The organism is Pseudoalteromonas haloplanktis ATCC 14393, from assembly GCF_000238355.1.
GTDB lineage: Bacteria > Pseudomonadota > Gammaproteobacteria > Enterobacterales > Alteromonadaceae > Pseudoalteromonas > Pseudoalteromonas haloplanktis.
Genome location: NZ_AHCA01000019.1, coordinates 1 through 22,965, shown reverse-complemented (window position 1 = coordinate 22,965; position 22,965 = coordinate 1). Strand labels below are relative to the sequence as shown.

Annotated in this window: 13 protein-coding genes; 3 read left to right on the top strand and 10 right to left on the bottom strand. The window is 38.6% G+C overall.

Features of this window, described 5'->3' with window-relative positions:
• Positions 1 to 7: 7 nt before the first annotated feature.
• Positions 8 to 2,371 carry an alpha-L-rhamnosidase-related protein gene (locus PHAL_RS0121185; protein WP_016710441.1) on the top strand — a complete coding sequence of 788 codons (2,364 nt, stop codon included), beginning with the start codon at positions 8 to 10 and terminating at the stop codon, positions 2,369 to 2,371.
• A 762-nt stretch (positions 2,372 to 3,133) separates the two neighbouring features.
• On the opposite strand, the gene lldD is transcribed toward PHAL_RS0121185, so the two are convergent.
• Positions 3,134 to 4,270, bottom strand: a complete 1,137-nt coding sequence (lldD, locus tag PHAL_RS0121180) for an FMN-dependent L-lactate dehydrogenase LldD (protein ID WP_016710440.1) — start codon at positions 4,268 to 4,270, stop codon at positions 3,134 to 3,136.
• A gap of 257 nt (positions 4,271 to 4,527) precedes the next feature.
• On the opposite strand from lldD, the gene PHAL_RS0121175 reads away from it, so the two are divergent.
• The gene (locus PHAL_RS0121175; RefSeq protein ID WP_016710438.1) at positions 4,528 to 5,889 is read left to right on the top strand and encodes a DUF1800 domain-containing protein; all 1,362 of its coding nucleotides are present in this window, start codon (positions 4,528 to 4,530) and stop codon (positions 5,887 to 5,889) included.
• Positions 5,889 to 7,043, top strand: a complete 1,155-nt coding sequence (locus tag PHAL_RS0121170; protein ID WP_232321843.1) for a DUF1501 domain-containing protein — start codon at positions 5,889 to 5,891, stop codon at positions 7,041 to 7,043. The genes PHAL_RS0121175 and PHAL_RS0121170 overlap by 1 nt, the downstream gene beginning before the upstream one ends.
• 91 nt (positions 7,044 to 7,134) lie before the next feature.
• On the opposite strand, the gene PHAL_RS0121165 is transcribed toward PHAL_RS0121170, so the two are convergent.
• The 9 genes from PHAL_RS0121165 to eda form a co-directional block, all read right to left on the bottom strand.
• The gene (locus PHAL_RS0121165; protein WP_016710436.1) at positions 7,135 to 8,064 is read right to left on the bottom strand and encodes a DUF4861 family protein; all 930 of its coding nucleotides are present in this window, start codon (positions 8,062 to 8,064) and stop codon (positions 7,135 to 7,137) included.
• 17 nt (positions 8,065 to 8,081) lie between these two features.
• Positions 8,082 to 9,740, bottom strand: coding sequence for a glycoside hydrolase family 88 protein (locus PHAL_RS0121160; RefSeq protein WP_080571557.1), 1,659 nt, complete (start codon positions 9,738 to 9,740; stop codon positions 8,082 to 8,084).
• Between the two features lie 91 nt (positions 9,741 to 9,831).
• Positions 9,832 to 10,797, bottom strand: a complete 966-nt coding sequence (locus PHAL_RS0121155) for a class 1 fructose-bisphosphatase (RefSeq protein WP_016710434.1) — start codon at positions 10,795 to 10,797, stop codon at positions 9,832 to 9,834.
• Positions 10,798 to 10,801: 4 nt separating this feature from the next.
• Positions 10,802 to 11,878 carry a class II fructose-bisphosphate aldolase gene (gene fbaA, locus PHAL_RS0121150; RefSeq protein ID WP_016710433.1) on the bottom strand — a complete coding sequence of 359 codons (1,077 nt, stop codon included), beginning with the start codon at positions 11,876 to 11,878 and terminating at the stop codon, positions 10,802 to 10,804.
• 39 nt (positions 11,879 to 11,917) lie between these two features.
• A complete protein-coding gene (locus PHAL_RS23300) occupies positions 11,918 to 13,576 on the bottom strand; it encodes a hypothetical protein (protein WP_016710432.1) in 1,659 nt (552 codons plus the stop codon).
• Positions 13,577 to 13,663: 87 nt separating this feature from the next.
• A complete protein-coding gene (locus PHAL_RS0121140; protein ID WP_016710431.1) occupies positions 13,664 to 16,537 on the bottom strand; it encodes a TonB-dependent receptor in 2,874 nt (957 codons plus the stop codon).
• Positions 16,538 to 16,800: 263 nt separating this feature from the next.
• Positions 16,801 to 18,612 carry a discoidin domain-containing protein gene (locus tag PHAL_RS24290; protein WP_016710430.1) on the bottom strand — a complete coding sequence of 604 codons (1,812 nt, stop codon included), beginning with the start codon at positions 18,610 to 18,612 and terminating at the stop codon, positions 16,801 to 16,803.
• A 323-nt stretch (positions 18,613 to 18,935) separates the two neighbouring features.
• Positions 18,936 to 21,908 (bottom strand): TonB-dependent receptor, encoded by a 2,973-nt coding sequence (locus PHAL_RS0121130; protein ID WP_016710429.1) that lies wholly within the window; start codon positions 21,906 to 21,908, stop codon positions 18,936 to 18,938.
• Positions 21,909 to 22,249: 341 nt separating this feature from the next.
• Positions 22,250 to 22,867, bottom strand: a complete 618-nt coding sequence (eda, locus tag PHAL_RS0121125; protein WP_016710428.1) for a bifunctional 4-hydroxy-2-oxoglutarate aldolase/2-dehydro-3-deoxy-phosphogluconate aldolase — start codon at positions 22,865 to 22,867, stop codon at positions 22,250 to 22,252.
• Positions 22,868 to 22,965: the final 98 nt, after the last annotated feature.

Genomic DNA, 22,965 nt, shown 5'->3' with positions numbered 1-22,965 from the left:
CAAAAACATGAAAATAACAAACATAGTTAACGTTATTACATTAATAATAGCTACCAGCTCCTTTAATTTATTCGCTATAGATTGGGAGGCCGAGTGGATTTGGACCAAACAACGAGCTGGTAATCCAAACACATGGGTTGCTTTGCGTAAGGAAGTAACCCTTGATGATATTAATCAATCAGCCACCGCGTATATCAGTGCTGATACCAAGTATTGGCTTTGGATCAATGGAGAAATGGTTGTTTTTGAAGGCAGCTACACAGGAGGACCCTCTCCTGTTAAAAGCTCCCCTAGGGTTGATGATTTTGCAATAGCGTCAAATAAATACTACGACACTGTTGATATCAAAAAATACTTAAAAAAAGGTAACAATACAATTGCAGCCTTAGCTTGGTATTACGGAGATAACGGAAAAAAAGGGACACATATTTCAGCGTCAAAGGCTGGTTTTATTTTTCAAGCGCAGATTGATGACACGACCGTTGTTTCCGATCAAACATGGAAGGCACAGGATCACACTGCCTACCAACAAACGTTTAAAAATTCACCATACAGGGTTGCTGCATGGAACATTAATTACGATGCAAGAAAAGATTTAGGTGATTGGAGTGAGCAAGCTTGGTATTTACCAGGTTTTGATGACTCTGAATGGCTAGAGGCTAAAAGCATGCGAAGACCGCCTACTGCTCCTTTTTATGAGCTATTTCCTAGTGAAATCCCAATTTTAAATGATTTTGGTCTAGCCAATTGCACTAATTTTTCGGAGTCTGATTTTCCGTTTATTAGTGATGGTAAAAAAGTAAAATGTTACCTCGATATAAATAAAAACTTCACACCCTATTTTGATATTGAGGCCTCTGAAGGTCAGAAAATCCATATAAAATCAAACATGCGACTAAATACTATTGAAACTTTTTACACGACAAAAAAAGGCCGTCAACAATTTGAGTCTCTCTCATGGACCAATGGTCGCTTTATTGAATATACAATACCTAAAGGTATAACAGTACACGGCTTAAAGTATCGATGGACAGGAGTTGGAAGCACACCTGGCCACTTTGAGTCTGATGATGCATGGTTTACTCGTATATGGCAAATGGCTGAAAATACGCTTTATATATGTGCTCGGGATAATTTTATGGATACTCCTGATCGCGAAAGAGGGCTTTGGATTGGTGACGTAGCTGACCAAGCCAGTTACTTGTTTTACTCTATGGATAAACCTGGGCATGATTTACTTAAAAAAGCGATCAAAGTTACAATGACCTTTAGTGATAGCGAATCGGGTATCTTCGCAGGTTTAGGTCCAGGTCGTTTTCGTGAACTTCCAGCACAGAGTCTTCAATTTATTGACCAAGCAATTTGGCATTACTATTACAATACAGGTGATTTGGAAACACTCGAGTTTGCATACCCTTACGTGCATCGTTATTTAACATTATGGGACATTAAAGACAATGGACTCCCTACTTTTAGAAGTGGTGACTGGAAATGGACTGATTGGGGCCCTCAAGAGACAATTGATTACGACGCTATCCAAAGTGCTTTATATTACAGTGCATTAGTCGCAGCGAAAAAGATGGCTATTACACTTAACAATAAAGAGCACCTTGATTATTACGATACCCGCATAGGATCAATTAAAGATGCCTATCAAAAGCTATATTGGCAGAACGGATTTTATAGCAGTAACCCTGAAAAATTTAAGGATGATCGCGCAAATGCTCTTGCTATCTTGTATGACTTAGCAGACCCATCTCAATATAAAAAAATTGTTGATAATGTGTTAGTGCCTAATCAATTCGCAAGCCCCCATTTTGAGTGGATGGTATATAACGCAATGGCTAAAGCTGGGCGCTATGAAGACGCTTTAGCAAGAATGAAAGATCGCTATGCTAAACAAGTTAACAACCCAGCCTTATCTACACTCGCTGAATACCTACCAAGCGGCGGTACAGAAAACCACGCATGGAATGCACCAAGTACAGTGTTGAGCCAGTATATTGCAGGTATTGAACCCACTTCCGTGGCATGGGAGACATTCAGAGTGCTCCCAAATATGGTCCATTTGAAGACGATTAAACAACGAGTACCTTCTGTAAAAGGCGATATCGACTATGAGATAAAACGTAATGATGATTCAATCAACATATCCATTAAGCTTCCACAAAACACCAGCGCAATAGTCGGGATTCCTAGAGAGTTTTTTAATATAGAAAGTGTCAGCTTTAATGACGCTAAAGCGTGGCTTAAAGACGCCTCATTTTGGTCTAAACCAAAAAACATTGAAGGGGTAACATTTATAGAAGCTGATAGAAAATACTTAAAATTTAAAGTAACAGGTGGCACGTGGAATATTGAAGCTTTATAGCAACAAAATACTGTCCGATGCTAAAACTCAAGTTTGAGCATCGGCTAAATAAATTGGCCTAGTTAAATGTACATGCCAGCGACATGATTTATCAAAATCAACTTGTTATGCCTCACGAGGTAAGCGCCCTAAAGTATCAGAACCTTCCGGTCGCGCAAAAGTAATGAAAACTAGCCTCTTTTTAACCTGATACAAAACCCTACTCCCTACGTTACTGGCTTTGCCAGTAACGTATTAAAACTTTCTGAATTTTTGTGTTACTGGCGCAAACAATAATCTATAACCACCTGAATTTAATATATAAAAATAAAATTCATCGACCATAAGCAAATTTTCAGTTTTTAAGAGTTGGTACAAAACCCTACTCCCTACGTTACTGGCTTTACCAGTAACGCTTAATTTTGGTGTTACATACGTAAAAAACCATATGAATTAAAGAAGTTAAATACACCAGAGTTTTGAAAAATGCCTGCGGTATAATTGATGCAAGTCATATTCAGACATAGAAACATCTTTTATTTACATCGATTTGATTACTTATATTCAATACTTATAAAAATGCCTTACAGGGCTATATTGCTCTGCAAGGCATAAATTAAAAAGTAAGCTTTACCAGTAGTGGCCTTTAAGGCTCTTTTGCCCAGTGGGGCAAATTTCTTTGACTCTGAAGTTTTATAAATAATTAGTGAGCTTCAAGCCTGATAAACGCAGAAAATTAAACTAAATCCAATGGCTAAAGACTTTAGCTCGTTGCATAAACCGTTAATACGATACTAAGGAGTGTGCACCCAAGTCTTTAATCGATTTTGCACCGGTCAACGTCATAGCAACTTTCATTTCATTGGTATACAGATCAAGAAGATGCTCAACCCCTTTCTGACCCTTAGCTGCTAAGGCATAAATATAGGAGCGCCCTAACATCGCGGAATCGGCACCTAAAGCCAACATTCTGACTACATCAAGCCCATTTCGAATACCTGAGTCTACGAGAATTTTTATATCACCCTTCACTGCATCGGCTATCTTAGGTAAAGCTCTAGCCGACGACAAAACGCCATCAAGTTGTCGACCACCATGATTGGATACAACAATCCCGTCTGCGCCGAAGCGAACTGCATCTTTAGCGTCTTCTTCGTCAAGGATACCCTTTATGATCATCGGACCATCCCAAAAATCCCTGATCCACTCAAGGTCCTTCCAACTTATTGATGGATCAAAATTACTTCCTAACCAACCGATATAATCGACTAGCGAAGTTTTCTCATTACGGTAAGCAGAGATATTGCCAAGATCATGAGGTTTACCCATTAAACCCACGTCCATAGCCCAGCGAGGGTGTGTCATTGCTTGCAAAATTCTTCTTGAAGCTGCAAATGGGCCACTCATCCCAGAGTGCATATCCCGGTATCGCGCACCTGGGACAGGCATATCAACCGTAAATACAAGCGTTTTAACTCCTGCAGCTTTGGCTCTTTCAAGCGCATTTTTCATGAAGCCCCTATCTCTTAATACATATAACTGGAACCACATAGCGCGATCAATATTAGGGGTTACCTCTTCAATTGGGCATACAGACACTGTAGACATTGTGAAGGGGATGCCTTTATTTTCTGCCGCCTTAGCAGCTTGTACTTCTCCTCGCCTTGCATACATACCTGTTAAGCCCACTGGCGCTAAAATTAAAGGTAGGCTCAACTTTTCGCCAAATAATTCCGTACTTAAATCTAAGTCAGACATATCCTTTAATACACGCTGTCTCAAGGCAATATCAGACAAGTCTTGTACGTTTCTATTTAAAGTATGTTCTTTATAAGAGCCGCCATCAATATAGTGAAAAAGGAATGGCGGTAACTTTGCTTTAGCGGCTTTGCGATAATCTGTAGAGGCTGAAATAATCATTTTGTTTCCAATAAAACATGTAATCAGATGGACTTACTTCAATTTACTTGAGTTGCAATTAGTTGTATATCAGCAATAATAAAAAACACTATTTCCTATATCAACCCAATCATCTAGTGCTTTGTTTAATTATTAAGGAACTTTGCTTGATATCATCGGACTGAATAGAAGTGAGTTGAGTAAAGATATGTAAATTAAATAGCGATAAAAGCTGGAAAGTTTATTTTCATTATTAAGTACAACCGTTTGAGGTCATTATGTCAATTCAAGCTACTATTGCGATAAATCGTTTTGGTTTGGGAGCTAAACCCTCAGAGCTCACTATCGCTAATAAAGATCCTAAGCAATGGCTTATTAATCAATTGCATTTAAAACCAGCCATTCATTTTGACTCAAATGTAGCCCACTCGAATGAAATCATACAGAAGTTGGCTGAATTACGTGAACAAAAGAAATCTGATAAAAATAATCTAAAAAGTGATAAACCCTCTGAAACACCGCAAACTAAAGCACCAAAAGTAAGTTATCACCGACAAATTTACCTGCAATTAAGTATTGATACACTTGAACATGCAATTAACTCAGAGCATAGTTTAAATTGGCGACTGTTAGACTTTTTCTCTAATCATTTTAGTGTTAGTGGTGCAGGTCCTGTGATGACTGCATTAGCACCAACGCTAGAGCGAGAAGCCGTTGCCCCTAATTTATTGGGCCGATTTGATGATTTGCTCATTAGTGTTATACAACACCCAGCCATGTTAATTTATTTGAATAACGAAAAATCATTTGGGCCTAATTCAAAGGTTGCTAAAAAGAGTGGTAGAGGTTTAAACGAAAACTTAGCCCGGGAAATTTTAGAGCTGCATACATTAGGTGTCGACAGTGGCTACAGCCAAAAAGATGTAATTGAGTTGGCGAAAGGAATTACTGGTTGGAGCGTAGCTAACCCACTTAAGGATAAAGAGCAGGGCTTTAAATATCGTCGTTCAGGACATGAACCTGGCGTACGTACTCTATTAAATAAAATGTATTCACAAAAAGATAGTGAGCAAGGCAAAAGTATGCTTCGGGATTTAGCTATACACCCAGCAACAGCCAAGCATATTAGCTACAAACTAGCCCATCACTTTATTAGCGATAATCCTCCAGCAAGCCTAGTAAATAAAATGGCTGATAATTGGCTGGCTACAAATGGTGATCTCAAAGCAGTCATGACCACAATGATCAACGCAGATGAAGCATGGCACGCTGAGAAGCTAAAATTTAAAACGCCTCGCGAATTTGTAATTTCCTCGCTTAGAGCACTGGATTTAAAAACCAATAATCGACAACTATATTCATCGCTGGTAACTCTTGGTCAACAACCATTTAAAGCAGGATCTCCGGCAGGTTACAGTGATAAAGAAGATGATTGGAATGGCGCTAGTGCTTTAATTTCAAGGGTTAACTGGGCAGCCACGGTTGCAGCTAGAGCCAAAAAAGTACAGATTGAAGCCATCATAAAAAATAGTTTTTCAGAGTCTATTAGTCAATTGAGCTATCAAACCATATCTAGAGCAGAAAGTCGCAAGCAAGCGCTGACATTGTTTTTAATGAGCCCAGAGTTTTTAAGGAGATAATGATGGAACGTAGAGACTTTATTAAAGCGTTAGGCGCAAGTTTAGTGGTGTTTCAAACCCCATTACTCGCAATGAGCTTAGAAACTAAGCAGCCAGCAAGTGCACAACCGGCAAAGCTTGTGTGGGTTGTATTGCGTGGAGCTATGGACTCACTGGGTACTTTAGTTCCTGCATTTGATGCAAATCTTCTAAAGCAACGGCCAAAACTCGCAAGCAGTATCAAAGAACAACTATTACCGTTGGATAAGGGGTATGGTTTTCACCCAGCACTAGCAAACCTTCATCAATGGTATAAAGATAAGCAGCTTTTACCTGTTGTTGCTGTTTCATCTGGCTATAAAGAACGCTCTCATTTTGATGGGCAAGATTATTTGGAAAGTGGTTTAGCTAGTATTGATCATGACTCTGGCTGGCTAGCAAGGGCTATATCTCAAAGGAATGTTAATGCCATTGCCCTTGCACGCTCAACCCCTATTAGCTTACGTAATACACCACAAGCAAATACTTGGTATCCGAGTAGATTGAAAGATGCTGATAGTGATGTGTATCAAGCATTATCATCTATGTATGCTGATGATAAATTGTTACTTGATCGTTTAAACCAAGGCCTAGCATTACAAGGGCTCACGCAACAAGAATCAAACAAAAGCACTGGTAGATTTGTTGATTTAAGTAAAGCATGTGCCAAGTTAATTATTGACCCAAAAAGTAATGTTGACTGCGCCATGCTAGAGCTTGGTGGGTGGGACACACATAGCAATCAAAACAATCGCTTAGCGAGACAACTAGAAGAACTTGATAACGGCTTGCACGCGCTTAAACAGGGACTTGGAACGCAATGGCAAAACACGGTTGTAATAGTAGCTACTGAGTTTGGTCGAACGGTTAAAGAAAATGGTACCCTAGGTACAGATCACGGCACCGCAAGTGCCATGTTTATCGCTGGTGGAAAAGTAAAAGGTGGACAAATTGCTGGCCAGTGGCCCGGCCTTGCTGATGAGCTGCTTTTTGAAAAACGGGATTTAATGCCTACTTCAAATACGTTTTCGTGGATTGCTAAGATCCTCAATGAACACTGGAAATTAACACCTCAACAACTAGCACATGTATTCCCCTCAATCCCCATTGCAAGTACCTCTGTGATCCGAGTTTAAGTCAACATTTTTGCGCCATAACAGCGTAAGACCATCAGTCAACTGATGGTCTCAAAATTTAGCACGCAAAAATATCTAAACAACTCGCAAATTACTTGTAGTTATCTAAGTACTTATTCCACTGTTCAAAACTCGTGATATCTTTTGCACCAGCCCATGCAAACCCAGCTGAATAGTGTAAAGAGCCATTCTCATCACTATTAGTGAATATCCAAATATGACTTTTATCCTTCTCGGTACTAGGCATATGTTTGATCCCTTTAATTTTACTGGGAGCAATCAATGCACCAGTGCCCACACCTATCCCATCAATAATTTCCCATGCGGCGATTCGCCCAGTTTCATAATTGAATGACACAGTGGCTTTTTCATCATGTGTTGTAACACCTAACGCAATGGGTAATGACGTAGGTACTCCATCTAATGAAAAAACTGAATTAACTGAAAATAGTTGGCTGCCTAAGAACAGTGAAACTGTTTTACTCTCATGCACTAGACCTAGTGGAGTCTGCCATTCATATTCAAGTGTGAAAACCACTTTAGTAGAGTTGTTAACCTCAATATTGTAGTTTTTAAAGCTATGAGCAAAATATGCTTGACCTTGAATCCATACAGCAGTGCTACCTACTCCACGACTCGTTCCTGTATGGTATGGATCATAACCTTCACCACGGTCAACATGGTATGACAAACCACTTAAATGGTTGTCATACCATTTATCTATAATTGAATAATTGACTTTTTTAAACCAAGCATCAACACCGCTACCATGCCCTTTAAGTGGTGCAGCTGGCCCATACACACGAAACGCGACCTTATCATTTTCCCATGCAAAGTCGTCGTTTCTTTGAGGAACAAAACGCGCATAAGCTCTAATTTCTTGCTGTTCATTAGCATTACTTTCTAAAAGGCTCTCGTTGCTTTCAGATGGCTTGGCCTTGCTATTACAACCCAATAGCAAGGCCGATACCCACAAGCTTAACGAAGCTATAAGCAAGTGATTAATACATTTAATGCGCATAACTATACCCCTTACGTTTATAAACTATCTTGCAGTGCTAATTTGCGAATATTTGCTTCTAAGAAATAAAAGTCGGCATAAACAATAGAAGTATTGATTTCACTCGCATTAGGTAAATTACCTGTAGCTTGATTCAAAACAAACCCAAGTTCAAAGTCACGGCCTTTCTCATTTTTGGTCAGGTAATTATTTGTTAATTCCGCCATAATTTTATCAGCCAAAATAATCGATTTGTCCCGTAATTGTTCAGTAATACTTAGCTGAGCTAAGCGATATAATGCCGCTGCATAAAGTGCTGCAGCCGATGTATCTTTAGGAATATGAGTCGCATTGCGTTGATATGCTTTACTACCACATGGTAGGACTGAGTCACCTTGAATAAAAGGTTGATCATAAGCTGAAGTCATTGTTGATAAAGCGTCTAGTGTTTGCTCAGAAAGGATAGACTTATCGATTTTAATAGGGCGATATCCCTTATAAGGAAGAATGTTGTTTGGTATTTCAAAATCACATAAATCTAAAATTCGAGAGTATCGCACTGTATCTGAGCTTTGATCTTCAGCGATAGCTTGCGCGTTATTTGATGCCGCAAAAAAATCCCAGTCTGGAACAACATCAGTTTCTAGTAAATTATCTAATGAGTTAACAAGACGCTCAACATGTTTTTCGAAGTCAGGTAATGATTGCTGAGAGCTTTTCTGCTGTAACGCTTCGACGACAGTCACATAGCCATACAACGACCAACCTTGACCACGCGCCCATGCAGAGACATTACCAACTCCTTGCCAATTACCTGGACGCATAGAGTCATAATCAAATAAATGATATGCAATTGGAAACTCTTGATTTTTGTCATCTTTGTCATAGAAATAATGATGCTCATAAGTCTGTTTAGCATGACTAAATGCAATATCTCGATATTGTTCATTGTCACTGCTCATTAAGAATTCTAAGTTCATCATGTTATCGACAATAACTGGGAAGGTCCACGGATCTGCTAATGACATATTTTGATTTTTTATATCGTCATCTTGCTTATAATGAGCAGGAAAAGTTGGACCAAAATCCCATGATTTAATTACGCCTTTTCCTTGATCAAAACGCGTGATTAACGTTTTTCTGCCTTCTTCAAGAGTGTGTGTATAACGCAGTTTGTCCTGTGCCGTTAGGTTATTAAAGTGTAATGCTTCACCAAATGAATCATATAAAATAAACCCTAAATCATGGGTTGACCCTCTTTTTGCCTCTGGTGTAAGCGCATCCTGATAATACTTAGCTTTTGTAAATATAAGTTGCTGTTCAGCAGCTGAAAAGCCGTCAATTTTATCTCGCTCACTTAACAGCTTCCATAATACTCCAGGGTAAAAACCATTCGTCCATTTTGCTGGCTTTTCTAAAAAGATGTCACCGTGTTCTTCTGAGCGAGGAAAGCAAACTGTTTGTTCCGCATGGCACCCTTTAGCATATTTAACGTGCTGATTGTTTTCTACATTTTCAATCATTCTGATATATTGGTCTTTAATAAACGCTAAATTTGCGTGCGCCATTTCGTTCGAGAACTCAGCCGTAGAGCCTAATTTGTTTTTACTGTCATTATCAACAGTTGTATTTGTTACTTGCTGAGAACAACCAAAGATCCCCATACTTAACAGTAAACAAAGTGTTTTCTTCATCATTGTGCCCTTTATTATTAGTGTAAGCGTTTAAATTGGTAATGCCACCATACCACATTGTATTTATTTTCTACAAGATACTAATGCAGTTGTTTTAGTCCAGATAACCTAAGCAAAAATCAACTTCACTCGCTGATCCCATAATGACAGCAACTCGTTGATGAATATCATCCGGTTTTAAATCCAAGATACGAGTAGACTCTGTGTATGCTTTACCACCGGCCTTTTCAATTAAGAGCGCCATTGGGTTAGCTTCATAGAGTAGCCTTAACTTGGCTGAGGGCTGTGGTGTATCAAAATGTGTTGGGTAACAAAAAATTCCACCACGAGACAATACACGGTGAATATCTGCAACCATTGCACCATTCCAGCGCATATTAAACCGCCGTCCACGTGTATTATCTGAGCTCACTAAGTCATTAATATAATTATTAAAACCTTGAGACCAACATGCACTGTTGGCCATATTGACTGAGAACTCATTCGTTTGCGTAGGAAGTTCAATGCTGTCAGTGGTTAATATGTATGCTTGTGAATTTTTATCTAATGTATAAAAACTAGTCGGCCCCGTCGTGGTAATTGCCAACATGGTAGAAGCAGAGTATAAAACATATCCTGCACATACCTGTGCATGCCCCGCTTGTGAAAATTGCTCTTCACTGTTACTTGCGACATCGCTGCGTGCTTGGTAAATAGTAAAAATGGTGCCAATTTGACCATTTATATCTATATTTGATGAACCATCAAGTGGATCAAAAGCGACTATATAAGGTGCATCTAGATGCCCTTCTACTACAAAATCCTCTTCTTCTGATGCAATCGTTCTTACCAAGCCACATGACTTAAGACTGTCTTTTAATAACTGGTTACAGATAACATCCAGTTTTTTTTGTGTTTCACCTTGAATATTAACCTCGCTGGTTGCGCCTAAAATATCACCAAGTGCACCTTGATTAACCTTATAATCAATGACTTTTGTGGTATCTAAAATCACATTAATAAGCAGACATAAGTCCTCTTTTGTATGTTGTTCTTTGAGTTTTTCATCAATGCTGATCATAACTTTAAAATCTACCTAAACAGTTTAATGCCGTGAAAGAAGTGATTAAACGCTCTGTCATTGATTCTTCTAGATGCCGTAACCATGCACGTGGGTCGTAATATTTTTTATTAGGAATATCATCACCAAGTGGATTACCAATTTGACTGTGCAAAAACGCCTGATGATCTTGATAATATGTAAGAACACCTTGCCAAGATGCCCACTGGGTATCGGTATCAATATTCATTTTTACCACCCCGTAACTAATGGCTTCGTTTATTTCATCTTGCAGCGATCCAGAACCGCCATGAAATACAAAATCAATTGGTTTAGAACAGGTATCAAACTTGTTTGCGACATATTGTTGAGAGTTCTTTAGTATTTTAGGAGTGAGTTGTACATTACCTGGTTTATAAACACCATGTACGTTGCCAAATGCTGCGGCGATAGTAAATAAATCACTAACTTTCCTTAATTTCTCAAATGCAAAGCTAACATCCTCTGGCTGAGTATAAAGTAGCGAACTATCAAGATCAGAGTTATCAATGCCATCTTCTTCACCACCAGTACACCCAAGCTCTATTTCAATTGCCATATCCATAGTGTGCATACGCGCCAAATAACGCTGACAAACTGTAATATTTTCTTCTACACTTTCTTCAGATAAATCGAGCATATGAGAACTAAACAACGGCTTGTTATGCAATTTATAATAGGTTTCACCTGCATCCAGCAAACCATCGATCCAAGGCAATAACTTTTTAGACGCATGATCAGTATGAAGAACTACTGGTATACCGTAACTTTGCGCTACAGTATGGATGTAATGGGCAGCGGCAATAGCCCCTACAATTGCAGCTTCATGTCCTTGTAAAGGGATGCCTTTGCCTGCAAAAAAAGCAGCTCCACCGTAAGATAACTGAATAATAATTGGAGACTTGCATTTATGAGCCGCTTCTAAAGCCGCATTTATTGAATTTGTACTCACAACATTTACTGCAGGGTAAGCAAACTGATTTTCACGTGCTACTCGATACAAAGTTTTTAAATGCTGACCACTGACAACACCACTAGGTACTAAATTGATTAACTGAGTCATATCGTTTCTATCTATCCATAAATTAATTTAAGCAAAAATTCAGAGTGATTTGAGTTTGCTAAGTCGCTTTTGTAATTGATAAATATATAAAGAAGGAATATTAGTAAAATACTCCCCAATTCCTTCTTGATAGCTGTTCGGGCCATATTCGATTTTAAAAGGTAAGTTTGCAGACACACCAACTAGACGAGCATTTGTACCATCTTTCATGCCATAAAGAACGATAGGCTGATCACTCAGCGCGCCATTTGTAAAGTTAATACGGGTGTTCCATAAAGTGGTGTAATTACCGTGCGAAGGTTTCCAGTAAGATGCGCCGCCACCCAAAAATAAGGGGTATTTATATTGGTTTTGGGTTTCTTTAAGCGTAATGTGAACACGCGTATTATCGAATAAATTATGATGATTCGCGCCTGAGTGCTGATCTAACACGGGCTGTACTCTCACATCAGAATCTAAATAGACATTTTTATTAGCGAAAGTATTAAAACTCAATGGATGAATTGACGGGTTCTCTATAGTTAATCCTTTTACCAATACATTATGCACACCACCAAGTTGCACCGTATAATGAGCTAAAGATTTCCCCGTGGTTGTCACATCAGCGATTGTGACGTTAGCGATACTCTCAGTCAAAATAGCACTATCTGAATTTTCAATCGTAATATCTTTAACCCAACTATTGAACGTACGTGTTAAATAAATAGCGTTATAACCACTCTCTACATGATGAGCAACATATGGGTGTTCATCAAAACGAATACTAAAATGCTCAAAACCAACCTGTTCGATATGCTGCCAACGACGGACGTTAACATTCCATTTTGTTTCAATATCATGCAATAATGGGCTTTTAATCGTCACTTTGTTTGCATTTCTTGAAGTGATAAGTGCCTGTTGTTTAGATAAAGCAAGTTCTGGGTTTTCCCAGTGTCTAGAGCCAAGTTTTACATCACTCTCACCATATAACTGTTGTAAAAAGGAGCCAGTTTTACCTTCAGGGTTGTGCCATTCAATCTCAACAACCTGACCGACTTCCAGTTTTTCTACATTATTTACCTCAAAAGAAAAATCATCTTTCTTACCGCTTACCACTTTAGCTAATACAGGCTCTGACGAATCATAACTACTCAAATACGCTTTAACTCTAACACCTTCAACACCTGTCCAAAAAAAACCGCCACTCCATGACCATAGTGTGTAGGGCAAAAGTATATTTTGCTTCTTTTCTTTTTGTACTTTACTTTCACGAGTTAAATAATCAGACAACTCCTCCATCTCTCGAGGAATTGTTGCGTACATTAGCGGTCGAGGGAAGTAAAACTCTGTTGCCGACTTGCCTGCACCACGGATCACTAGATGACTTCGACTAATGCGAATAATATCTGATATTTGATAACGACCGATCCCGAACTGAATTACTACGGGTTCAGGGTCGTTTTGTAATTTTTTAAGTAACACCTGAAGCGCCTGCGTATCATCTAGGCCATCATTGGCAATTAAACCATGATCAACCACATTTATTACTCGCCATCCTTTTATGTTGGGTTGTTTCTCACCAAATTCATAACCAGCATATGAGTAATCAGGTAAATAAACTTTATTAAACACATCCGGCCCATTTGCAATAGCAGAGGTAACAGATACTGCGAAGTAGAACACCATGAACGTGAGTGCTTTCATTATAAAAGACGTCATATTTTTGCCTTAAAACTAAAAATGAAATAGGAGGGACGTTAACCGACAGCGAAGGAAGCTATCGATTAACGTTAATTCAAGATGAGGCTACATTTTGTATTTAATACCAAAGAATACTTTAGAACCGCTGTACTCTATTTGATTATAAGCTCCTTGCGCCACGCGTTGCTGTACCGCAGGCTCATTAGTCAAGTTTAAAACTTCGAACTTAGCAGTAAGCTGTTTCGTTAACTTGTAACCTAAACTTAGATCTACCGTTTTTTGATCATCAACAAAGCGATTAGTTTGTGATAAATCATTACCGAATGGCTTTAAATAATCTGAGCGATATTTATACGATAAACGAATAGAAGCAGCTTCACCTTCCCAATAAACTTGTGTGTTAGCTACGTGTTCAGACAAACCAGCCAAATTACCAGGGGTCACTTCTGCTCGCACATCTTCAGTTATAGAACCACCAGCTTCTGGTGTAATATAGTCAGAATCAGAGTAGTTATAGCTTAAAGATAAACCTAAGCCATCAAATGGTTCTGGTAATGTTTTAAAACGATGGACCGCAGTAAATTCAACACCTTGGATGCTCGATTCATCATCATAAATAGTTGGTACACCTTGTACTGTTGTATCATACGACGTGCCATCTACAATGATTTGCTCATCAGATGTATCCGCCCCAAAACGCGCTGAAAAAGTTTTATAATAGTATGAAGCTGAAAGCATCGTTTCATCTTCCCAATACCAATTTAGCCCTAACTCATAGTTATTTGATTTGATCAGCTCTAAATTTGGATTACCGCGGGCAGAAACATTACCATCATCAAGTGCTTGCTCTGGGGTTGTATAACCATCGTCGTATGTAATATCACTCACTTCACGCCCAGCACCATAAAACCACATATCAGGACGAGAAATAGCTTTAAATGCAGCAAAACGAAGTTCAGTATCTTCACGTAATTCTAGAATTACATTTAAGCTTGGTAAAACATTACTGAATGAGTTCTCGAAGTGATTAATTTCAACTGAATTATTACCGTCTAATTCTATAAAGCCATTTTCATTAGTTTGGACTGTATAGGATTGTGTCACCCCTTTTGATTCAATATTGGTGTGAACATAACGAACCCCAACATTACCACGAACATACATACCACCTAATTCACTCTCAAAATCAGACATCACATAGAAAGACGTTATTTCTTCAGTTAAGTCAATGTCAGCTTCTGATGGTGCTTTGGGATCAGGGGATAACACATCACTTCCAACCAAGGTGTTATAAGCACATGATGTATCTAAATATGCCCATTGTGATACAGGGCTATCTCCATCCTCACCATAACCCGATTGGGGCCAAGACTCGAGACAACTTGCGGCACTTGCGAGCACATCTGCACGATCATCTGCTGCTGTTGCTTTACTTACCTGATCTTCGGCATAGTTTTGATGAGAGCGTGAAGAATACGCAAAACCTGAACTCAAAAAGGTAAACATACCAGCATCTAATAAGTATTTAGCATCTAGTTTAGTACTGCGAATTCGGTCGTCGATTTCAAAGCGATATTTACGTGCTTCACTATCGTCATCAAAGAATGCCAAATCATTTACATCACTTTGCCAGTTAATACTACTACCTGCAGCATCATCAAAATCGGTATATACATTTGTTACATCCGGAAATTGTTGACTATTTCTTTGCTGCCAGTCATAAAATTTACGCTTACTTCTAAAGCGCGTATAAGTACGATCTTGCCATCTATTTGTACCTGAGTATGCAGCGTCAAATGCAAGTTCTAAATCATCTGTAACTTGCCACTTAACATTAAAACCTGCACCTTTATATTCTTCGTCACGGGTACGCATTTCGTTCATATTCGCAATCCGAGACTCGCCAGTATAACTGGTAAGAATATGATCATCATTTGTTTGCCAGTTTGACACGCGACGTCTTGCATCGTCGAAACTTAGGTCGTGACGATCTTCAAAATATGAACTTTCGGACCATTGTGCATCAAAATTTATATCTAATTTATCAGTTGGTTTCCATTGCACTGCAGCAATCACTGCATCATCATCTTCAACAGATTCCATTTGACGATAAGTAAATGCATTAGAGATAAAATAGTAATCACCATCAATTGCATCACCGCCGTTTGCTGCAGCATTTGCGTCTTTAAAACTACAGCTGCTCCCGCCATCCAAACCATAATCTGAGTTACAATTTCTAAGTGTTGAACTCGTTAAATATGTTTCTTCAGGACGTGGAGACTCGCCGCCAGCATAACCAATAGCAAAGCCTAACTGACCATCGCCAACATCATAAGTATTGGTATATGAAAATGATATTTTATTACCAAATCCATTATCATCTTCTAATTTGCTTTGATATTCGTCGTAGGTGCCTTTTACCTCAGCTTGAAAATTCTCTTTACCGTAATCAACTGGTTTAATAGTACCGAGGTCAATCACACCTGAAACACCCCCTTCAAGTAGGTTAGCCGATTGTGATTTATAGACTTTAACCCCATTCACGAGCTCAGATGGAAATTGGCTAAACGCAACACTACGGTTACCGCTACCTGACGAAATTGCACGCCCATTAAGTGTCGACATGCCTAAGAAAGGGCCTAAACCACGAATAGATATTTCACTAGCTCCACCTTTAAATCGATCAGCTGCAACACCTGTAATACGCTCTAAAGTTTCAGCCACTGAATTATCAGGTAAAGCACCCATATCCTCGAGCGAGATGGAATCCACAATTGTTACTGCAGCACGTTTAGTACTGATAGCGTTTTTGTATGAATCACGCAGACCAGAGACCTCTATAACCTCAATTTGATCATCTTCGGTAAGTTGCTCTTGCTCCGATTGCGCACTAACACTTGTAACATTCATAGCAATCAATGAAGCGAGTAATGTTTTTTTTAAGTTTAGAGAATGTTTATTCTGTTTTCTTATAGTCATCTTTATTACCTTAAAATGTATCATTGTGTGTGATTTATAGCTCAACATATCACCTCAACACACCAAGGTAAAGCGGCAAAGCGGCCTTACCAATAAAATAATTGCTACATTTTTTGTAAATAATTAAAGATCAATAACTTAAAAGGTTAAATTTTTTGTAAATACAATGTTTTCATATTCATGGGGATTGTTTCTAAGAAAAAAGGGGAATGTATACCCAAGCCACTATTCAAAAACTTGGATATACGTTGGATAAAAAGCGGTTAATACGCCCTGAGTTTGATGTATTGACAGTTATTACTCGGGCTAAGTTTAAATGTTTTACCACTTAAGCTATTAATAGCGTGATAGTTTGAATTGATGGTTACACCAATAGAGCTGTTGTTTGTTGCCGTAATTTCACCTCTAAAATCGCATGAATTATTTGCATCACTATCCCAAGCTTGTAAAACGCCATTTGTTAGGTCGGTATCAAAACGAATGCAGTCAGTTGCGGCTATACTTACCTCGGTTTTATCTCCCCAGCTAATATCAGCTATTCCATTGCAGCCTGCAATACTTGATGGTGGTGCTGTTTCTTGACCAAATTCAAATGCAACTTCAGTAAAGCTATTCCAGTCATTAACACTATTTCCGTTACCAATTATTTTAAAGTAACGCCCTTGTGCACCATTTAAATTAAATGACTCAAACCCTAATGTCTCACCACTACTGGTTGTTGTAAGTAAGTTATCCCAACTATTACCATCAAGAGAACGCTGAATCTGAATATTACTTTGGCGTGTATCGCCCATATAAAAAGCAATTTTCAATAAAGCGACATTTTCAGCTTGCGCTAACTCAAACTTAACCCACTCTCCTATGCCATAAGCAGACCAACGAGAACTTTCTGACAAATCACCATCAACTGTATTTTCAGGTACATTGCCATCATTACTACTAGCGGTGACAATTGGATACGTTGGTGGCGGATTAGGGGAAGTAGTAGGCATACCGCAACCATTGAGTTCATCAAAACAAGTATAGCTTCGTGAAGGTTTTTCAATTGACTGATCAAGAATGCTATCAATTTTATTAGCTTGGTAACTTGCATCAACCTGCTTGGTTCCACCATCTAAGCGGATATTATTTTGTGCGTGAATAGTTTCTTCTAATATTTTATAAGTGGGAGCGTCGACGCTTAGGTTGATTTTATTGTTATATATATTGGAAGAACGATGTTCCTGATAAGTAAAAATCGCATGGGCAATATTACTGTCTCCCCCCCAATCAAGATGATTATTTCTAATCACATTATTTGTACCTTTTAAATCAATAAAACTATCTGCAGCAGGATTACCTGCATCACCAATAATGCCACTGCCATTAATAGAGTTAAATTCAATCACAGTACCACTTACACCCGCTTTAATATCAAATGCTTCGGCTGTTACGTTTGGGCCAATAACACAGCCGCCAATGCGATTATTGTCGCTATGGTCAAGCTTTTCTGCAGTATGACCATCATGAGTACCAATATATACTCCTTCACCAAAGCCTTCCTGCCCAACACGCTTACCTGTGTCGTGGATATAGCAATTAGACAGTACATTATCACTACTGAAATAACGCATATGTACTGCTTCTGCACCTAAATTTGATAACTCTACATTATCAATCTCGTTGTGGTTTGAACCTTCGAGCATGATGCCTTTTTGTGCAGTGCTAAATTTTAAATCTTTAATAACCCAGTTATCACCATTAAGGTAGAAGATATAACCTGAATCAATGGTAGACCCTTTAAGTACTTGCTTATTACTAATATCAGCGCTTCTGAGTATTATTGGATCATTAGCTTCACCACTTCGATCACTGTAAAAATGTGCTTTGCTACTACCACTGGTTGCTTTGTTGCCAACGTAACTGCCAGCATTTACGACTATTTCATCGCCCGCACTGGCGGTTTTCAACGCATTTTGCAATTCAGTAGCAGTGTAAACCTGCACTACTTCAGCTTGTACATATGTACTTAAAATTATACATGCAACAAGGTTACTCAGCTTGAAAGCCGCGATTGTTTTTTTATTTATTTTCATTGTGTGTCCTGATTTTTTATTAGAGGTTTGTACAGCGACTCAAAAAGCAATTCACTGCAACCGTTTTAAACAATAGAACACAATTATTGGTAAGGCAACCTTGCCAATGTGGTATTTTTCAAGAAAAAGACAAATGATTTATATCTTATATATCATGTAGTTAAAAGTTTAAAAGTAACAACTGCACAATAAATGCTTAGGGGGGGGTTAGCTAAAGATGAGAGTAATCATCACACCTATAAAAAGCAGGAATTGATGATCTTATGCAGCAGTTGAGGTTAAACATTGTTTAACCTCAACTGTAATTTTATTATCAGTAATTATTAAAAAGTATACTTCATTGCTAACGCATAAACTTGGCCATCATACATGGTAGAACGAGGTTGCCATTCGTTATTCTGATACTCTTCATACAAAGTATTAGTTAAGTTATATGCTTTTAAACTCATTGTTAATTGTTCACTAAAGTTGTAATAAATTGAAGCATCTAAACGACCAGCAGCTTTAACACTTCTATCACCTGAACCATTTGAGGTACCTACCGTTCTTAAGTCATAATCTGAGCGGTAGTTATATGCAAGCCTAAACCCATAGTTTTCTTGTTCGTAATAACCGATCACATTAAAAGTATCTTCTGAAATACCAGATACACGGATCTCATCAGAGTCATCTTGCGACGTTTTTGAGTAGTTAAATACACCACCAAAGCCATTCCACGGGTATGGTAAAAAATCTAAATTTTGCTGAATTGATAGTTCATAACCTCTAACTTCAATAGTATCTTCGATATTAACAATACCACTTAGGCGTACTTCATCACCGGCAGAAACTAATCCAGTGTCGGTCAAATTATCATTACCATCTGTTCGGCATGTACCGTCAGCATCTTCCGTAAGTTTACCTAAACTAACACCGGTTCCAGCAAGGGTAGAGGCATCACAAACCTGCTGTGATTGGAATAAATTTTTAATTTCTTTTTGAAATAAGGCCACACTAATGGCACTGCCTGGTCGGTTATACCACTCTAGCGATAAATCATAAGAGTCTGCTTCAAATGGCTTAATGCCAACGCCAGGTAGGCGAACTGTTGTTAAACCTGGAATATAGTTAAACGACGCTGATGGGGTTGCTGAACGTAAATCTGGTCGTACTAACGACTGTCCATACGCAAAGCGTAACAATAGATCGTCATCTTCATCTAAATTAATTGCTGCATTTAAAGTTGGCAAGAAGTGATTGTAATCATCAGGATATATCCCTTCTTCTAGATTATTTATATCACCCTGACCGGCAAGTGGTGCACGAGATTCCGTTTTAGACTCAATATACCGCCCACCTAAGTTACCGCGTAGATAATGATCGCCAAATATAAACTCATAATTGGCCATTAAATACAGAGCATTTGTTTCAAGTGTTGATGAATATACTAAACCATCAGCTTGACGACCACCACGAGTCACGTAACCAGTTGGTGATAAAACAGGTTTTTCACCATCTGCAGAAGGTGATATTTGATTAATATCGATAGTTGATAATAACGCACTGTTTACTGAATCAAAATCAAATGAGCGCCAACCATTTGCCGCTGTCACAAAACCAGGAGCATCGCCACCAAAGAATGCATGCTCGTTGACATAAGATGGATCAATCATCGCATCTGAAGTCAAAATACCTGTAGGATCTACCCCCACTGGTGAACCTTTTGCATATGCTGAATCAAGCGTGGTCTCTGCATAACGATAACCAAAACGAATACTTTTGATAAAACTGTCGTCAAAATCTCGCTCTGCATTTATTTCAAATGAATCATTTTGGTGCTCTATTTTTTCATAGTTTCCTGTAAGTAACATATATAAACCATTAGCACCGGTTGTGCTTGTAACAGCTGTATTTGCAACTTGCATTTTAGGTACCCACGTAGCACCATCCCAATCCATAGAGTTTTCAGTGCCAGTTAAATTCATATAAAAGTTTTCAATATTCCCTTCACCTGTATAAATACTACCATCAACACCTGATGGGCTATCTATACGTGAAGAAATCAACACTTGTGACCACTCATTTTCAGCCGATGAAAGTGTTAATGCACCATCAAACTTCCACATACCAAGGGTGTATTCTGCATCAAAAATATACGCTTGCGCTTGCTCTTTTTGCGCTTCACCGCGGTTATCAAAGTAATAACGTATATTGTTAAAATCTACGCCAGATAAAACATAAATAGGTTCACCAGAGGTGCCTGTTTGCCCGGTATCACGAGGCTTGAATTCATCTTTAGGGGTAATACCCACCGTTTTTTGGTCCAAGCGCATTTCAAGTTGCTCTAAACGAGCACCACTTAATTCTCTTTTTGTGATGATAGTATTAAAACCAAGCTTCAAGTCTTCTGTCGCTTGATACTCAATCCCGCCAGAAAACGAAATTCGGTCTCCTGAATTAGTTTCGCTTTGTTGGCGATATTCACCAGGCATTTGTAGTATTGCGTTGTCAGGAAGATTATTCGCTGCTTTATATTCAGCAAAACTGTCAGTGTTATTACCTTGATCAAATTGCTGTTCTGAAATGGTGTCATAAGCGTTTATTCTAATAGCATCGCGTCGAAACGATTGATCTGAATAAGCTAATGTCGCAGTAATAGCCAAAGTATCTTCTATTAAATGTTTGGTACCAGAAATAACACCTTCCAAATCAGTTTCATCAGCTAGCTCTTCATAGCGAGCACCAATTTGAGTAACAAATGAATCTTTTTTACTTAGTGCGCCCTTTAAGCCTTGGTCAATAGTACCCGCGATACCACCTTCAATCATATCCGCAGATAATGACTTAACTACTTTTAGGCCACTAAAAACAGACGGGTCATAAGCACCAAATGGGTTACCTGGGCCAAATGCTGAGCTAGATGAGTTACGCGTAGGTGTTGCAATAGCTTGATTATTGGCAGTCGTCAAAACAAAACCTGATGGCAACCCTCGCAAATTAACACTCGATTCACGACGTGAGCCTTCACGATTTAGTTGTACACCCGGAACGGCTTGTAATGCCTCCCCCATATCTAGAGCTGGTAATGAACCTATATCTTCCGCAGAAATGCTGTCACCAATTTCATCCGATGCTTTTTTATCAAAAATAGCCGACTCTAAATTTTGTTTAAAGCCACTTGTCACTTCAATAACTTCGAACTCATTTTTATTTGCAACAGTTTCGGCTGCAACCCCATTTAAACAATATAATGCGATTACACTGCTTAGCACTGAACGTTTAAACTTTATTGTCTTATTTTTTCTAATAGTACCCATTGAGTTCCCCAACGATCTTTAATTTTATTATCTTTGTGTGTGAGCACAATAAATATGCGCTTAGAACAATTTATCATCAAACACAGAAAAGGCAAGGTGGCCTTGATGTAAAGCGGCCTTACCAAATGTTAACTTTATGATATTAAAATGAATTTAAATCGTAAATTTTTTTAAGGTATTTGATTATCAAGTAGTCAGTATAGAAAAGAGGGTCAAAATGAAGAACAATGTTAAAGTGTTAAGGTGAGCTCTCTACAGCATTTATATTCATTTTCTGTCACGTAGTTGTGACCCTTGCGATGCAATTTAAAAAGGCCAATATCCTTATCAGCCAATAACTTTTAGCTATTAGCTTCTTTACAGGCTTGGCTAATATGTTGCCATTGTTTATTTTCAAGCCATTGAGGTTGGCAGACCCAAGTGCCACCTACAGCTAATACATTATTTAAAGCGAGATAATCTTGCCTATTCTCCGCATTAATGCCTCCTGTAGGGCAAAAACTAATGGTTGGAAAAACAGTTGCGACACCTTTTATAAAAGCAGCTCCACCACTTAAATTTGCGGGAAAAAACTTCATTTGTGTAAAACCAAACTCTTTAGCAAGTAAAATATCTGCAGTGTTGGATACCCCTGGTAATACAGGTATCTTACAGCAGCTCAGGGCATCCAATAAACGCGGGGATATCGCTGGAGTAACAATAAAATCAGCTCCAGCATCAATAGCTTGTTGCAAAACATCACTGTCAGTAACCGTTCCTGCGCCCACTAACAAACCTGGAACCTGATCTTTGATAGCACTGAGCGCCGCTAATGAGGCCTCGCTACGCAACACCACTTCAACTAAGTTCAAGCCTCCTTCCTGCATCGCCTTTGCTATTTGTACTCCCTCTTCAACAGAGCTAGTTTGTATAATTGGCAGGATTTTCTGCCCGTTAAGTAAATCTGAAAATAACATCATATATTGAGCCTTTAGTTAATTTAATCTGCAAATTGACGCACAAGACTATTCAATGTTTCTTTTGCATCACCAAATATCATTCGACAATTCGGCTTAAA

Coding starts and splice junctions, on each gene's coding strand:
- PHAL_RS0121170 (WP_232321843.1), top strand. CDS start 5,889: ATGATGGAACGTAGAGACTTTATTAAAGCGTTAGGCGCAAGTTTAGTG.
- PHAL_RS0121155 (WP_016710434.1), bottom strand. CDS start 10,797: ATGATCAGCATTGATGAAAAACTCAAAGAACAACATACAAAAGAGGAC.
- eda (WP_016710428.1), bottom strand. CDS start 22,867: ATGATGTTATTTTCAGATTTACTTAACGGGCAGAAAATCCTGCCAATT.
- PHAL_RS0121140 (WP_016710431.1), bottom strand. CDS start 16,537: ATGACTATAAGAAAACAGAATAAACATTCTCTAAACTTAAAAAAAACA.
- PHAL_RS23300 (WP_016710432.1), bottom strand. CDS start 13,576: ATGACGTCTTTTATAATGAAAGCACTCACGTTCATGGTGTTCTACTTC.
- PHAL_RS0121175 (WP_016710438.1), top strand. CDS start 4,528: ATGTCAATTCAAGCTACTATTGCGATAAATCGTTTTGGTTTGGGAGCT.
- PHAL_RS24290 (WP_016710430.1), bottom strand. CDS start 18,612: ATGAAAATAAATAAAAAAACAATCGCGGCTTTCAAGCTGAGTAACCTT.
- PHAL_RS0121130 (WP_016710429.1), bottom strand. CDS start 21,908: ATGGGTACTATTAGAAAAAATAAGACAATAAAGTTTAAACGTTCAGTG.
- PHAL_RS0121165 (WP_016710436.1), bottom strand. CDS start 8,064: ATGCGCATTAAATGTATTAATCACTTGCTTATAGCTTCGTTAAGCTTG.
- fbaA (WP_016710433.1), bottom strand. CDS start 11,878: ATGACTCAGTTAATCAATTTAGTACCTAGTGGTGTTGTCAGTGGTCAG.
- lldD (WP_016710440.1), bottom strand. CDS start 4,270: ATGATTATTTCAGCCTCTACAGATTATCGCAAAGCCGCTAAAGCAAAG.
- PHAL_RS0121185 (WP_016710441.1), top strand. CDS start 8: ATGAAAATAACAAACATAGTTAACGTTATTACATTAATAATAGCTACC.
- PHAL_RS0121160 (WP_080571557.1), bottom strand. CDS start 9,740: ATGATGAAGAAAACACTTTGTTTACTGTTAAGTATGGGGATCTTTGGT.